This is a genomic window from Bacillus sp. FSL H8-0545 (genome assembly GCF_038006105.1).
GTDB lineage: Bacteria > Bacillota > Bacilli > Bacillales > Bacillaceae_G > Bacillus_A > Bacillus_A cereus_U.
The window spans coordinates 4,823,788-4,838,883 of record NZ_JBBOUO010000001.1 but is presented as its reverse complement, the minus strand read 5'-3'; the positions used below and the strand labels follow the sequence as shown (position 1 = coordinate 4,838,883).

The window sequence follows — 15,096 nt, the reverse complement described above, 5'->3', positions numbered from 1 at the left end:
CAAGTTGGACTTAATCAGTGACCCAATAATATGGTCAGCTTTCATAGAGATAAGCGGCTCTAAAGCGATAATAAAGCTGCTTTTAAGAAGTCTATTATCATAAGATTAGAATGTGGTGTCCTATCTCATGTAATTTAAGGTCAATGACCATGTTCCATTAAGTTTTAGATGAATGCATAGCCATTTTTATGGCTAATTTAGAAATAGTATTTTGGAAAGCTTTGTTCTTGAGTAGCTGCTGCAACGTTTATTTCAGGAATAAAAGCATTAATTCCTGAAATTCAAGTTAAAGTTCACACAACTGCAAGAATAATTTTTTTATAATTGAAAAACCTCTTTATTAGATGTAATCAATATTATTACAATTTTTATTCTACATGATAATGCTATGTAATAAATGTGTTTTTATTTATATATTACGATTTTAATTATGCGCGATAATACCATGTAATAAATATGCTTTTATGCATATTTATTTTTTCTCAATAAACAGCCACCGATTAATCGGTGGCTTGAAATAGTATTAAGCAGCTTTTTGTCCTGTTTTCACAGTAGGTTGAAGACTATTATAAACACTAGTTCCAATGACTTCTAATGCCATTTTCATACGTTCTGGTGAAATGTTCTCAAATACGTTATCTTGAGGCGTGTGATATACCTTTTCGATATGATAGATTAATGGATTCCAACTATCGACGCCCATCCAAATAAATAGTGCAGAAGGAATACCCACTTCAGCAAATGGTACGTGATCACTAGAGCCAAATTTTCCTTGAAGAACGAGATCATTATTTAATTGTTTACCTGCTTGTAAGGCAGCATCTGTTACAAGGTTTGTTGAACCATCAGGGGTCATAGCATATAAATTCTTTGCTTTATCATAATTTGTTGCAACCATGTCTGCGTTAAAGACACCTAAAATTCGATCGCGTTCCTTTTGGGACAGACTATTAACATAATAATCAGAGCCAAGTAAGCCAGTTTCCTCAGAACCAAAAGCAATAAAACGAATTTCTTTATCAGTTTCTACATTTTGAAAAGCACGAGCTAATTCTAATACTAATCCTGTACCAGAAGCATTATCATTTGCCCCAGGTGCTCCAACGACACTATCATAGTGTGAACTTACAACGACAGCTTTTTCATTACCTGTACTATTTTTTGGTTTCTTTTTTGCGATGACATTTAGAGATGTTAAATTAGATTCATGTCTCGCTTTTAGGGAAAGCATTGTTGTCTCTTTTTTAGCGATTTCTTCTTTAAATGCATTTCCTTGAGCATAAGCAAGACCAAAGACAGGGATAGACTGCTTTTTAGTTAAGCGAGGATTGAAAGTTTGTCCGTAGTTTCCACGACCTCCAATTAAGCTGTATAAAAGAACACCTTTTGCCCCTTTACTAACAGCATTTTCAACTTGTTTATTATAATCTGCTACTGTTGCACCTCTTTCGAATAAAACAATCTTTCCGTTTACCTCATTTGGAATATCGTCCAATTTTGTACCACCTTGAACAAAGATAAGCGGAGCTGTAACAGCCTCTGTAGAAATTAGTGCACTTGGAGCAGCACCAGCTTGCCAATTACGCTTTGTCCCTAATGGTGATTCGATAAATCCAACGTATTGATCCGGCACTTGAAAGGGCTGATACTCTACTTCATATCCCAATGATTTAAGTTTCATACCAACATAGCGAGAAGCCCATTCTTCTGATTTTGTACCACCTGGACGGGGACCGATTGTTTCGGATAAGAAACGGATATGCTCGATGGCGCGGTTTGCATCAACTTGTTTTGTAATAGGTGGAGTCTGTGTAATTTCTGACGTGGAATCAGCTTTTGCTTGTCCGATTGGAGCTAAGCTAACGGCGAGTGATACAGCAAGCAAGGAGCTTACTATTTTTTGTTTCAGTAATTTTCTCATTTTTTCCTCTCCCATTCTTCTATTCTCTCTGACTGACAAAAGAAGACGGATAACGACTTTATTTTACCTTTATATGTATGAATTTTCAATAAATGTATGTTGAGAAATATAAAAACGCCATATGCATATTTGCATATTTTTAGCGGATATATGTATGCTATCATTTTAAATGAAGGATCGCTTTCTGTTCTGAAGGCTCCTACATTGCATGAATCTAGTGTACCCAAACTTTAGATTATGTAGGGAAAAGAGATCCGTTATAGGGTTTCTTTTCTTTTGTTTGAATCATGTGATGGTAACTATGTTTCCGCATTTCATAATTATCATCAGTGATATATGTAAGGCATCCATATGAAAATACGAGGCTGTTCAAGAGTTTTCTGTACTTTTGGACAGCCTCACCCCGTTAAAAAGGTGATGCTTTGATGCACCACCTTTTTATTTATATAAGCTTTTACATGCATAAAAATAATAAAAAAACAGCCGTTTCAGTAGCAGGAATCTACAAAACGGCTGTTTTTTTATTATATTTCTGTTAAAATAATCGGTTCACCGCGTGTTACAACAACTGTATGTTCACATTGTGCAACAAGGCTTTTATCTGGTGTAACGAATGTCCAACCATCATCACCGCGCTCAATAATATGATCAGCTTTCATAGAGATAAATGGTTCTACAGCGATAACAAGGCCGTCTTTTAGAAGCGCATTATCCATTGGATCATAGTAGCTTAAAATGTGGTTTGGAGCTTCGTGTAAGCTAAGACCAATACCGTGACCAGTTAAGTTTTGGATTACGTTATATCCACTTTTATGTGCAAAGTTAGAAACAGCACGACCAATTTGATTTTGTTTTGATCCAGCTTTTACCTTTTTCATTGCTTCCCAAAATGAGTCTACTGCTGCTTGGCAAAGCTTTTCTTTTTCTTCGTCTTCACCAAGAACAAATGAAATACCCGTATCAGCATAATAACCGTCAAGTGCTGCTGATACGTCTACGTTTACTAAATCGCCTTCTTTTAATACGCGATTTCCTGGAATACCGTGAGCAACTTCTTCGTTCACACTAATGCAAGTTACACCTGGGAATTTATATTCTTTTTCAGGTGCTGACATAGCACCGTGCTCATCTAATACCTTTTTACCAATTAAATCTAGCTCTTTCGTTGTCATACCTGGCTTCGCTTGCTTTTTCATTTCTTCGCGTGCAAGTGCAACGATGCGGCCGATTTTTCGTAAACCTTCTAAATCTTGTTCATTACGAATAATCATGAAAACCACTGTCCTTCCTCGAATAGATATCTTATCCGATTGTATCATGTTTATTTTGCTCCTGCTACTTGCGTGCGGTATGCGGGGTGATTCTGCTCATAGAGAATACATGACAATTGTCATATTGATGTCATGACGCATCATACTGTTTCCTAACTTTTCCAAGGAATACAATGTAAATATAAGAAACGGCGGGGGTGGAGAGATGGAAAAGATTATTGAAGTAAATGGTGTTTCTAAAACATTTAAACATAAAAAAGCAGTAAATAACGTTTCATTTCATGTAAATAAAGGGCAAATAGTAGCATTACTCGGTCCAAATGGTGCGGGGAAAACAACGACAATTTCAATGATGCTCGGATTAAAAGATCCGACAGAGGGGAATGTCTCTATATTTGGAAAGAGTCCGAAGCACAGAGATGTTCGTAATAGCCTCGGTGCGATGCTACAAGAAGTAAGTGTGATTGATAGTATCACGGTAGAAGAAGCAATCGAGTTATTCCGTAGTTATTATACGAATCCAGTAGCGAAAGAAACATTACTTCAGTTATCAAATTTAGAATCAGAGCGAAAGCAAAGATGTGAGAAATTATCGGGTGGCCAAAAGAGAAGGTTAAATTTTGCACTGGCACTTGCAGGAAATCCAGAGTTGTTATTTTTAGATGAGCCGACAGTTGGAATGGATATTACGTCTCGAAAAACATTTTGGGAAACGATTAGAAAGTTAGCAAGTGAAGGGAAAACGATTATTTTAACGACGCACTATTTAGAAGAGGCAGATGCTTTAGCGGATCGGATTTTATTATTTGCGAACGGAAAGATTATCGCAGATGGTACGCCAGATGAAATGAAAGCGACGATTTCTCGAAAAACGATTTCGTTTTATTCGAAAGAAAGTATCCCTATGGGCTTGCTAAAGGAATTGCCGAATGTAACAGGAGTACAGTCAAATGAGGGGCGGATTATTTTAACAACGGAGGATACTGATGCCACGTTACAAGCAATTTATCAAAAGAACTTACCTGTAACAGATATTTCAGTTGAACGTGGAAGTCTCGACGAAGCATTTGAACAGTTTGTCGCAAATCAGAAGGGGGAAATCGCATGAGAGCACTATGGATGCAATGTAAAATAGAGGTTTTGCGTACGTTCCGTAATAAATTATTTATCTTTTTCTCATTATTAATGCCAGTTATGTTTTACTATATTTTCACAAATGTTATTCAAGTCCCACAAAACGGAGATGCTTGGAAAGCTCATTATTTAATTTCAATGGCGACTTTCAGTATTGTAGGGACTGCACTTTTTAGTTTCGGTGTGAGACTTTCTCAGGAAAAAGGGCAAGGATGGACACATCTTTTAAAAATCACACCACTTCCAGAGGGAGCATATTTAGCAGCAAAGATTATTGCTCAAACAGTAGTGAATGCTTTTTCAATCTTAGTTATTTTTATGGCAGGAATATTAATTAATAATGTCGAGTTAACAGTAGGTCAATGGATTGGTGCCGGATTATGGTTATTATTAGGCGTGACACCATTTTTAGCACTCGGAACAGTAATAGGTTCAATCAAAAAGGCGGATGCAGCTGCTGGCCTGGCTAATATTTTAAATATGAGCTTAGCTGTAGTTGGCGGATTATGGATGCCAATTGAAGTATTCCCAAAAGTATTAAGAACTATTGGAGAATGGACACCAACATATCATTTTGGTAGCGGGGCATGGGATATTGTAGCTGGAAAATCAATTGGATGGGAAAATATCGCGGTACTAGGAGGTTATTTCCTTATATTTGTTGTAGTATCAATATATATAAGAAAAAGACAGGAAGCGGTATAAATGATAGAGAAGAAGAGGATTGAGATTTTTCCAAAATATATGGGATTCTTCCCATATATGTGGCTCGTGTATCTGCTATTTCCAATTTATAATTTAACACAAGTATCAGGATGGAAGCTTGTAATTGGCATCGGTATGTTGATAGTTTTCATTGTCACATACCGTCAACTTTATTTCGTTCAAAAGACGTTCATTTTATGGGCATGTATTCAAATGTTACTAACCTTTTTATTTGCTGTATTTTATAATCCTTTTATGATTTTCTTTGGATTTTTTACGGCAAGTGCGATGGGATTTGCACCAAGTAAAAAAGTATTTCGATTGTTGTGGGGCCTGTTAATTGTAATGCTGGGAGCTTTTACATTTGTAAACTTTAATCAACTAACAACTACAAGTTTAGTGAATATAGTTCCAATGTTTATTTTAATGCTCCTTACACCATTTGGAATGCGTAATTTTAATCAAAAAAAGGTATTAAGGAATCAATTAAACGAAGCAAACGAACAAATTAAAGATTTAGTAAAACGTGAAGAACGTCAGCGAATTGCAAGAGATCTTCATGACACGTTAGGACACACATTATCTCTTATTACTTTGAAAAGTCAGCTCGTGGAGAAGTTAATTGTGAAAAATCCGGAGCGGGCAAGTATGGAAGCGAAGGAAATTACACAAACATCTCGTACCGCTTTAAAACAGCTGAGAGAATTAATTTCTGATATGCGTATGATTACAGTAGAAGAAGAGCTTGAGCAAATAAAAGCGATTTTGCAAGCAGCCAATATTGAATTGGAAGTAAAGCAGGAGGCTAATTCTAGTTCGTTATCGCCAATCGAGCAAAATATTTTAGGTATGTGTTTACGTGAGGCAGTTACGAATGTAGTGAAGCATAGTAAGGCGACAGTGTGCATTGTTTCTATATTAGAATCACAAGGTGAATTGATTTTAAAAGTAGAAGATAATGGCGTCGGTTTAGAGGAGCAAAATCATGATGGAAACGGCATTCGTGGTATAAAGGAACGAATTGCCTTAATTGACGGTCTAGTGGAGCTAGATACGATTAATCCGGGGACGCTGTTAACAGTGAAGGTTCCAATTGTAATTAGAACGGGAAAAGATGAGGTGAGGGCATGATTCGAATTATTATTGCGGAAGATCAACGGATGCTTCGTGGTGCATTAGGAGCCCTACTTGATTTAGAAGATGATATGGAAGTGATTGGGCAAGCTGCGAACGGGGAAGAGGCGTTAAAATTAATTGAATCGTTAAAGCCGGATATAAGTATTATGGATATTGAAATGCCGATTCAAAGTGGATTGGATGTTGCTGAAACTTTAAAGAAAGAAAAATCATTATGCAAAGTAATGATTTTAACAACATTTGCAAGGCCAGGGTATTTTGAAAGGGCGATGAAAGCTGGTGTGCACGGATATTTGTTAAAAGATAGCCCGAGTGAAGATTTAGCCGCAGCAATTCGTAATGTAATGAAGGGAAAACGAGAGGTTTCTCAAGATTTAATGTTTGGTTTATGGCAGGAGCAAAATCCATTATCAGATCGTGAAAAAGAAGTATTGTTACTTGCTAAAGAAGGAAAGACGGCAAATGAAATTGCGAAAACACTTTATCTTTCACCGGGTACAGTACGTAATTATATTTCCGAAGTGTTAACGAAGCTCGACGCGAAAAATAGAATTGAGGCAATTACAATTGCGGAAGAAAAGGGATGGATATAAAAAGAAGTTTACCTATAGTCGGTAAACTTCTTTTTTTCTTATTTTCCTTGTTGTACTTCTACTACTTTATTAATTTTTGCTAGTGCTTTATATCCATGTGCTTGGAAAGCCTTTTCGAATTCTGTTGCTGTCGTATTACCATATAAGTCTTTTGCAGCTTGTACAATGTGAGATTGAAGTGATTCAAAATCTTCTGCTGAAGTTGCGTAGTTTTGCAATGCACGCATAACAACTTTACTTACTTTTTCATTTCCTTGTCTTTGAACAGATATACCGTTATACGTTTTACCTTCAGCTAATTGATATAATACATGGCTAATGATTCCGGAATTCACATGAGATTCTTGATTATTTCCATCATTATAGAAATCTTGTAAGTTTGTATATAGTTTGTTGCCGCCGTCACCAATTTCCCCTGGGATGTCACGAATTGTTAGACCACCTAACGTATCACCCATAATCCAATTTCCTTTATCTTTCTTTACGTAATATTCTATTTGTGTACCCCAAAAATCTGCTAAACCTTCATTTAGCGCAGATGTTTCAGCACTTGGATATCGCACAATTTTATTTTTCGTCGTACCACTAAATACAGCATGTCCAAATTCATGGGCTGTTACGTCAAGAGCAGAGGTTAATTTTCCATTTAGCCCGTCACCAAAGACCATTTGATTCCAACCTGGATGCCAAAACGCATTTACATAGTTTTCTTTTACACCATCACTAACTTCAGTAGAATCAAATCCGTGGACGCTAGCAACAACTTTTGAATCTTTATTATCGTAACTTTTTAGATTATGTTCTTTCTTAAAATAGTCGTAAATATTACTCATGTTTTTCATAACACCAGCTGCTTCTTTATCTGCAAAGTTCGAAGTGTTACTTGAAATAAGTGTCCCTGGATAACCGGCTTGGCTATTGCCACCAAGAGAGTCAGCATAGTCTGCGTTATAAATATAAATACCATTTCCACGGGATAAATCAGCTAAATAAAATTTTCCGTCAGTACCTTTTGCGATATTAAATAATATATTTTCTTGTAGCGCATTTTTCCCAGTTCCTTGTTCTTTCGCTGGTGATAGTTTAGGTGCTGTTACTTGATTAATAGTTTTATTCTCTTTATTTTTAATAAACTTTTCTTGGAAAAGTACTTCACCAGTTTGTAAGTCCATGATTGCATTTCCGTTTATAACTTGTTCATTGTTTTCATAAGTAAATGTAAGGACCGTTGCGTATGTATAGTGCCCATCTTTTTTCGTATAAACTACCGTTTCGCTAGAAAATTCTGTTTCTGTCGCATCACTTGGAATTTGAAGTATATTGCGTAATTTAGATTTTACTTCATTTTTCGACAAAAAATTTGTTATAGTAAGATTAAGTTGTTGGTCTAAATTTTGGGCAACTTTACCACTAACAGTTGTAATTACTCCATTTTTATCTACTTTTACAATGAGATCTTGACCATATACTTTATAGTTTTTGTATGTTTGTGCAAGGCGTAATTCGGTTTGATTTTCTTTTGTTTCTGTATTTGTAGGTTGAAAATCGACATTCTTTTCAGTAGTAACTTGCTCTTGTTGAGCTTTAGCTCCATTTACCTCACCTTTTAAATACTTTTTAGCAATATTCTCTTTTGTATCGTTTTGAGGTTGTGTTAATTTTCCGATTGTTAAACCAGGCTGAGCAATTTCAACTTTCACTTCATTTTTATCTAATTCTTGAGCGTGAATAGCTTCTGTTGATAAAGGACAAAGAAGACCGAATGTAACGAAAGCACTAGCAAGTTTTCTATAATTCATCTATAACACTCCTAATCTTGTATTGTGTATGTGAGATGAATTGTATGAGGAATTTGCCGAATTTTATATATATTATGCATTATTTCATATCAAAAATTGTCGAATTCACATTATTGTAGTGGTATGACAACTTAAAAAATTAGATTGTTATAATGGGACGGTGAGCAAGTATGCACGCAGAAAAACTAGGAAGCGAAATAAAGAAAATTAGGGGAATGAGAGGATTAACACAGAAACAACTCTCCGATAATGTATGTCATCAATCGGAGGTGAGCAGAATTGAGTCGGGCGCGGTATACCCAAGTATGGATATATTGCAAGGTATTGCAGCAAAGTTACAAGTTCCCATTATTCATTTTTATGAGGTACTCATTTATTCTGATATCGAGAGGAAAAAGCAGTTAAAAGATCAAATCATTATGCTTTGTAAGCAAAAGAAATATAAAGAAATATATAATAAAGTATGGAATGAACTGAAAAAGGAAGAATATCATCCTGAGTTTCAGCAGTTTCTTCAATGGCAATATCATGTATCTGCGTATGTGCTAAAGAAGATTGATTATGAATATTGTATTCTGGAGCTAAAAAAGCTACTAAATCAACAGTTAACTGGAATAGACGTGTATCAAAAACTTTATATAGAAAATGCAATTGCAAATATTTATGCTGAAAATGGTTATTTTAAGAAGGGTATGGAGTTATTTGAAGGTATATTAAAGCAATTAGAGGCATTGCCTGAAAATAAAGAGTTTGATGTGAAGGTAAGACATAATCATGCAAAAACATTATACTTAGATAATCAATATGAAGAAGCGCTTTATCAAATAAATAAAGCCATTGAAATATCATGTCGAATTAATAGTATGGCATTGATTGGACAGTTATACTATCAAAAAGGTGAATGCTTAGAAAAGCTAGAGTATGATGTGGCAGAGATTGAAGATGCTTATGAAAAAGCTTGCTTCTTTTTCGATATATTAGAAATGCATGCGTATAAAGAAACGCTTATAAAAAAAATGAAGAAATAAAAACGACCTAAAAAATAAATATGCATAATTGCATACGATATGGATAAATTTTCATGATATATTAAAAGAAAAATGTGGGTGATGGAATATGAAAAAACTACTTATTGGTAGTCTATTAACGTTAGCGATGGCATGGGGTATTTCATTAGCAGATACAGCTTTAGAGAAAAGTCAAGTAATTTCTCATAATGATCAAGAGGTACAATTAGCTTCAGATATGCCTTTTGAGTATTAAAAAGCAACCGTCTTACTTAGACGGTTGTTTTTTTATGGAGTAACATCCAAACATCTTTACTAGAAACAGGTTTGCTAAAGAGGAATCCTTGAATGTGGTCACAGTTTTGCTCGTGTAAAAACTTCCATTGTTCTTCTGTTTCTACACCTTCCGCAATAACCTCTAAATTTAATTCTTTTGATAGCGTAATAATGGAAGCGATAATGGCTTCTTCTAAAGGGCTATTTGTAATTCCACAAATAAATTCTCGAGCAATTTTTAATGTATTGATTGGATATTTCGTTAAATAAGCTAAAGAACTATAACCAGTTCCAAAATCATCAATTGAAATTTGAATACCAAGATTTTGAAGTTCTTCTAGTTTAGCAATTACAGAATGATTTTGATTAATCGCGATACTTTCCGTAATCTCAATATCTAGCGCTTCCGGCTTTAGTTCTGTTTCTTCCAAGACTTTTGAAATAGTTGATATTAAATCTGCGTGATTAAATTGAACAACAGATAAATTCACACCAACCTTTAAGTGAGAAAATCCTTGGTTATGCCACTTTTTTGCTTCTAAGCAGGCTGTACGTAAAATCCAATTACCAAGTTCAATAATAAATCCTGTCTCCTCTGCTAGAGGGATGAATTGGGCAGGTGATACAATTCCGAGTTTTGGGTGTTTCCAACGAATTAACGCCTCAAAACCGATAATTTGTTTTGTTTTTGTGTTTACTTGTGGCTGGTATTCAAGGAAAAATTCATTTTGTTGTAGTGCTTTTGAAAGCTCACCTTCTAGGAAGTGTATTTCATTTTGAGCAATACTCATTTCTTTTGAGAAGAAAACGAATCTGTTTTTTCCATTTGCCTTTGCTCGATACATAGCCATATCTGCATTTTTCATTAATTCGGTTACATCGGTTCCGTAGTCAGGGTACATTGCAATTCCGATACTCGGTGTAACAGAAAGTTCTTCATCTTTAATAAAGTAAGGCTTATTTAAGATAGTTAAAATTTGTTCAGCTATAAAAGAAGCACTTTTTTCAGAGTACATATCTGGTAATAGAATCGTAAATTCATCTCCGCCTTGGCGGGCAACGATATCTTTTGAACGCAAACATCCACGTAATCTTTTTGCTACTTCAATTAATAATAAATCCCCGACATCATGGCCGAGTCGATCGTTAATTTTTTTAAATCGATCTAAGTCGAGGAACATGACCGCAACGTCATTAGTGTTGTTTTGAGCTGTATTTAAAATCGTTTTTAAATCTTTTTCGAATTTCCGGCGATTCGGTAGTCCTGTAAGTGCATCATGGAAAGCCATATGCTCTACTTGCTTTTGTTTTTCATATAAAGTTGTAATATCACGTGCTATACCAAACATCCCAACAACTTCTTTATTTATGAAAGTAGGGATGAGTGTAATGTGAAGGTAATAGTAGTAGCCTTCTTTTTCTTTTGTACGAACCTCTAAAGTTTGTGGTCTACCTTCTTTAGTTATTTGTAAAGCTCTCTTTAGTAGATCATGGTCTTTTAAATCAATAAAGTGTAGAAGGGAATAGCTTTCGACTTCACAATAGTAGGCAGTAAATAAGCTTTCACAAGCCTTATTAGATTGTTGAAAAATACCATTCATATTTAAAGAGAAAACGGCATCAGGATGATCTTCGAATAAAGATGTATAACGTTGTTCACTTTTTGATAACGCAGATGCACCTTCTTCAACTTTTCCTTCTAGTTGTGTAGTCAACTGTTCGTACGTATCGATTAGTACTTGATTATCTTTCCACATGTAAAGTTGTCGTAGGAATAATAAGATGAGTGATAATACGAGACCGATTAACATGAACTTATCATCCCAAGGTTGAATAAGAATAAAGGCAAAGGTAATGATTATACTGAAATATGGTAATATAAAGCGCACATAATCGAATCGATAATATTTCGCTTTCGTTTCATGTTGCATGGGTTTATCCAAAATATATAGTATGGATGATAAACCGATTAATAAAATTGAAGCAGTATGTATTAAGTAAGAGACTTCAGAAGAAGGTTTCATTCCTGAGTTTAACTGGAATAGGTGTATATATCCGTATACAAGTATGATAGTAAAGCCGATAATTAACGAAATTCTACTAGAAGAATATTGTTCTCTTCTATATAGACTAATAACGGCGTAAATCACTAATGATTGTGCAATAAAGTATCCAATTAAAAACCACGTATCTGTTGTTAACATACGAAAGCTCGAAAGATCCAAAATAAAAGTTAAGGTAAAATAAATATTCATAATAACAATAAAGATGCTATCGAATGAAAATTGAGCAAGGCCTCTAATAGAGTAATGTTTTATAAACTTTATAGCAAAGCCAGAAAAGAGCAAAATATATTGTATGATGAAAAAAGGCAATGCCTTATATGAGAATATGACTTGATCATATATAGAAAGTGAATGAAGAAATAAAGTTATCTCCATAGCTAATCCACATATACAAGTGCATAGTACTAGAACCCAAAATAGTTTGTCACCGTGCTTCATCTTTTTAATTGCTTTATATAAGCAATAGCAAGAAAAGAGTGTAGCAAACCAAAATAAGAAGAGAATTCCAATTTCTTTTATATTTAAATCCCTAGGGATAAGGAATATCCAAAGAGAAAATATAATTATATACATCATGACAAATTGTACATATTTTTTGATTAATCATATTATGACTCCGTTTCAATAAAGTTGAATCGCAGGGGGAAAATGCTAATTTAAATAATAGCATATAAATTGGGATGTTTTTTGCTATAAGAATTACTTTTTTTGAAAAAATAGCGCAGTGTTACAAATTACCATTGTAACGTTGCACCGTTTTTTCTTTTTATCCCTCTTATAGAAGCGATTTCATCTATTAACTGAAGAAGTGCTAAATCCTTTTGTTTACTTTCAATCATAATATCGAAATCATGATCAATTTTTTTTGTAATGTGCAAAAAAGGTTTAATAAACTCTAAATCAATATAATCTGCGTGGGCCCTAAATTCTTTTTCAGATCTAGGAGAAGAAATATGAACTTTAGGAAGGACATTTGTATGTGACCAAGTTTTAAATATCATAGGAAGTAATTCTTCTAGCGGTTCATTACAAAGGTTCGCTATGTGATGATGATAATCGAACACGAAAGGGATTTTTTCTTTTTGACAAATAGCCAAAGTTTCAGAAGTTGTATATGTTTTATCGTCATTTTCAAGAGTCATTTGTCTTTTTATATGGTAAGGAAGTTGTTGTATGTTTTCATGAAAACGTTCGATTGCCTTCTCCTTATTTCCATACGCGCCACCTACATGGATATTAATGTAGGAAGAATCTGCAATTCCCATAGCATTTAACATGTTATAATGATAGGTCATATCTGTAATGGCATTATTTGTAATATGTGGTTTGTCGCTTGTAAATAGCGTAAATTGATTGGGATGAAAACTTACGCGTAAATTGTGTGCTTGAATTAATGCTCCTATTTTACGCCATAGTGGAGCAAATAGTTGAATGTAATCAAATTCAACTTCAGGATGTGTTGCAAGCGGGACGATAGAAGATGATAAACGATATAATGGAATTTCGTGTGCAATATTGTAATGAAGGATGCGTATTGTGTGTTCTAGATTTTGCAGTGTGACATTATATAATTTATCTTCACGCTCTTGTTTTTTTAGTTTTTTCCAGCTTGTAAATGTCATTGTTTTGGCAGGCGAACAGTCCCATAATGCCGTAGCATGTGAGACATATCCAAATCGCATTATCATATGTGATTCACCTCTTTGGCTCTTGAAATTTCCCTATAAAAAGAACGCGAGTATCGTTCCTATCCATTCCTTTCCTCTATCAATAATGGAGAGAGGGCTGACATCTTCAAAGGAAAGTAATGAGGAGCGTCCCAAATCTTCCTCGAATTTGCTCTTTACTTCTTGTATGAAATGTTTATCGTATAAAAGGCAATTGATTTCATGGTTACTATATAAACTTCTCATATCGAAATTAGCAGTTCCGATATCACAAATATGATCATCTACTATAATAATTTTTGCGTGGAAAAATCCTTGCTGAAAAGCGTAAATATTACAACCAGCTTGTATTAACTTTCGGCAATATGGGAATTTTGCTTCTCGAACGAGGGCGTGATCTGCCTTTTGTGGAACGAGAATAGTTATTTGAACCCCACGTTTTCGTGCTTTTAATAATGCGTTCATAATTTTTTTTCCAGGAATAAAATATGGTGTACCGATAAAGAGTTCTTTTTCCGCGCTTTCGATTAAATGTAAAAATGTATTTTGTAAATAGGCACCATCAGTAGGGATGAAGCGATGTAGAATAGCACCAGGTTGTTGTTCTGGAAAATAAAGAGAGGAATCTAATAAGTTTTGGTTCGTATCATCAAACCAGTCATGTAAAAATTGTTTTTGTAAATCTTGTATCCCTTCACCTGTAAGACGTAAATGATAATCTCTCCATAACCCTAACTTTTGATTGTGCCCTAAATATTCCTCGCCGATATTAAATCCACCAATATAACCAATTTTCCCGTCAATAACTGTAATTTTTCTATGATTTCTTTGATTGGCAGAAAAGAAAAGAAAAGGAAATTTTACTTTGTGACAAAATGAAAAAGAGACACCATGCTTTTGTAGGGAGTAAACCGCTTCTTTTGATAAATAATGACTTCCAAACCGGTCGAGTAAAAGTCTTACTTCAATTCCTTCTTGTGCTTTATCGATAAGTAACTTTAAAAATTTACGACTTATGTCATCGTTTTTTACAATAAAAAATAAGACGTGCACATGGTGTTTAGCTTGTTTTATATCAGTAAAGAGAGCATCGTACAGATCATTTCCGTATGTATAAAGGCGAAAATCACTTTGACGTAAAGAGAAAGAACGAGAACGTACGCGCTTTAAATGAAGAATTCTCCCGTATGAAAGGTCGATTGTAATCCAGAGAGCGCTGCCTAATAACAAGAGAGATAAGAAGAACATAAGTAAATTCCCTCCTTCACGGTCTTTTCACCATCAGTTTTTTATAAATTAAAACTTTACTTTATTCCGCTATTTGCGGGCAGTAAGACTCCCACCTCAAAATTGGGTTAAAGCAAAGAAGTTGGTTGGGATTAGGGCTGCCCGTAAAAGCCTGATTGGTGTAGGCTAATAATCAGTGGGGATGAATAGCTCCCCGTCGATTAAAGTTTCACTTTATAGTTTCACCGAAATAAACAGCTTTATTAAAAAATGTGTTGTTGTATAACAAAAAA

12 protein-coding genes and 1 pseudogene are annotated in these 15,096 nt (G+C 34.6%); 6 read left to right on the top strand and 7 right to left on the bottom strand.

What is annotated here, in order from left to right; all coding sequences use genetic code 11:
• Window positions 1–24 precede the first annotated feature (24 nt).
• The 3 genes and pseudogenes from MHI07_RS25365 to map all read right to left on the bottom strand — a co-directional run.
• Window positions 25–194: pseudogene (locus tag MHI07_RS25365) on the bottom strand (type I methionyl aminopeptidase); the annotation flags it as partial.
• Window positions 195–523: 329 nt separating this feature from the next.
• Window positions 524–1,921 carry a M28 family metallopeptidase gene (locus tag MHI07_RS25360; protein ID WP_340826785.1) on the bottom strand — a complete coding sequence of 466 codons (1,398 nt, stop codon included), beginning with the start codon at window positions 1,919–1,921 and terminating at the stop codon, window positions 524–526.
• A gap of 524 nt (window positions 1,922–2,445) precedes the next feature.
• Entirely contained in the window at window positions 2,446–3,240 is a 795-nt protein-coding gene (gene map / locus MHI07_RS25355) for a type I methionyl aminopeptidase (RefSeq protein ID WP_340826783.1), read from the bottom strand.
• A gap of 157 nt (window positions 3,241–3,397) precedes the next feature.
• Between map and MHI07_RS25350 the strand changes: the two genes are divergently transcribed.
• The 4 genes from MHI07_RS25350 to MHI07_RS25335 are packed head-to-tail and all read left to right on the top strand — an operon-like array spanning window position 3,398 to window position 6,761.
• Window positions 3,398–4,300: an ABC transporter ATP-binding protein gene (locus tag MHI07_RS25350; protein WP_002198751.1), complete on the top strand. Its 903-nt coding sequence runs from the start codon at window positions 3,398–3,400 to the stop codon at window positions 4,298–4,300.
• Window positions 4,297–5,031 carry an ABC transporter permease gene (locus MHI07_RS25345; protein WP_002113090.1) on the top strand — a complete coding sequence of 245 codons (735 nt, stop codon included), beginning with the start codon at window positions 4,297–4,299 and terminating at the stop codon, window positions 5,029–5,031. The genes MHI07_RS25350 and MHI07_RS25345 overlap by 4 nt, the downstream gene beginning before the upstream one ends.
• Entirely contained in the window at window positions 5,032–6,162 is a 1,131-nt protein-coding gene (locus MHI07_RS25340) for a sensor histidine kinase (RefSeq protein WP_340826779.1), read from the top strand.
• Window positions 6,159–6,761, top strand: coding sequence for a response regulator transcription factor (locus MHI07_RS25335; RefSeq protein ID WP_131232876.1), 603 nt, complete (start codon window positions 6,159–6,161; stop codon window positions 6,759–6,761). Before MHI07_RS25340 ends, MHI07_RS25335 begins: the two co-directional genes overlap by 4 nt.
• Window positions 6,762–6,799: 38 nt before the next feature.
• Here the strand turns inward: MHI07_RS25335 and MHI07_RS25330 are convergent, their stop codons facing one another.
• Window positions 6,800–8,560 carry a M4 family metallopeptidase gene (locus MHI07_RS25330; protein ID WP_340826777.1) on the bottom strand — a complete coding sequence of 587 codons (1,761 nt, stop codon included), beginning with the start codon at window positions 8,558–8,560 and terminating at the stop codon, window positions 6,800–6,802.
• 170 nt (window positions 8,561–8,730) lie between these two features.
• Between MHI07_RS25330 and MHI07_RS25325 the strand changes: the two genes are divergently transcribed.
• Window positions 8,731–9,588, top strand: coding sequence for a helix-turn-helix domain-containing protein (locus MHI07_RS25325; RefSeq protein ID WP_340826776.1), 858 nt, complete (start codon window positions 8,731–8,733; stop codon window positions 9,586–9,588).
• Between the two features lie 88 nt (window positions 9,589–9,676).
• Window positions 9,677–9,823: a quorum-sensing peptide PapR gene (locus tag MHI07_RS25320; protein ID WP_002068556.1), complete on the top strand. Its 147-nt coding sequence runs from the start codon at window positions 9,677–9,679 to the stop codon at window positions 9,821–9,823.
• A gap of 16 nt (window positions 9,824–9,839) precedes the next feature.
• Here MHI07_RS25320 and MHI07_RS25315 read toward each other — a convergent pair whose 3' ends face one another.
• The 3 genes from MHI07_RS25315 to cls all read right to left on the bottom strand — a co-directional run bounded on the left by MHI07_RS25315 (window position 9,840) and on the right by cls (window position 14,824).
• Window positions 9,840–12,485, bottom strand: a complete 2,646-nt coding sequence (locus tag MHI07_RS25315) for a DUF4084 domain-containing protein (protein WP_340826774.1) — start codon at window positions 12,483–12,485, stop codon at window positions 9,840–9,842.
• 158 nt (window positions 12,486–12,643) lie between these two features.
• On the bottom strand, window positions 12,644–13,597 hold the full coding sequence (uvsE, locus tag MHI07_RS25310; RefSeq protein WP_340826773.1) for a UV DNA damage repair endonuclease UvsE: 954 nt from the start codon (window positions 13,595–13,597) through the stop codon (window positions 12,644–12,646).
• Window positions 13,598–13,630: 33 nt separating this feature from the next.
• Window positions 13,631–14,824: a cardiolipin synthase gene (gene cls / locus MHI07_RS25305; protein ID WP_002113079.1), complete on the bottom strand. Its 1,194-nt coding sequence runs from the start codon at window positions 14,822–14,824 to the stop codon at window positions 13,631–13,633.
• Between the last annotated feature and the right edge of the window lie 272 nt (window positions 14,825–15,096).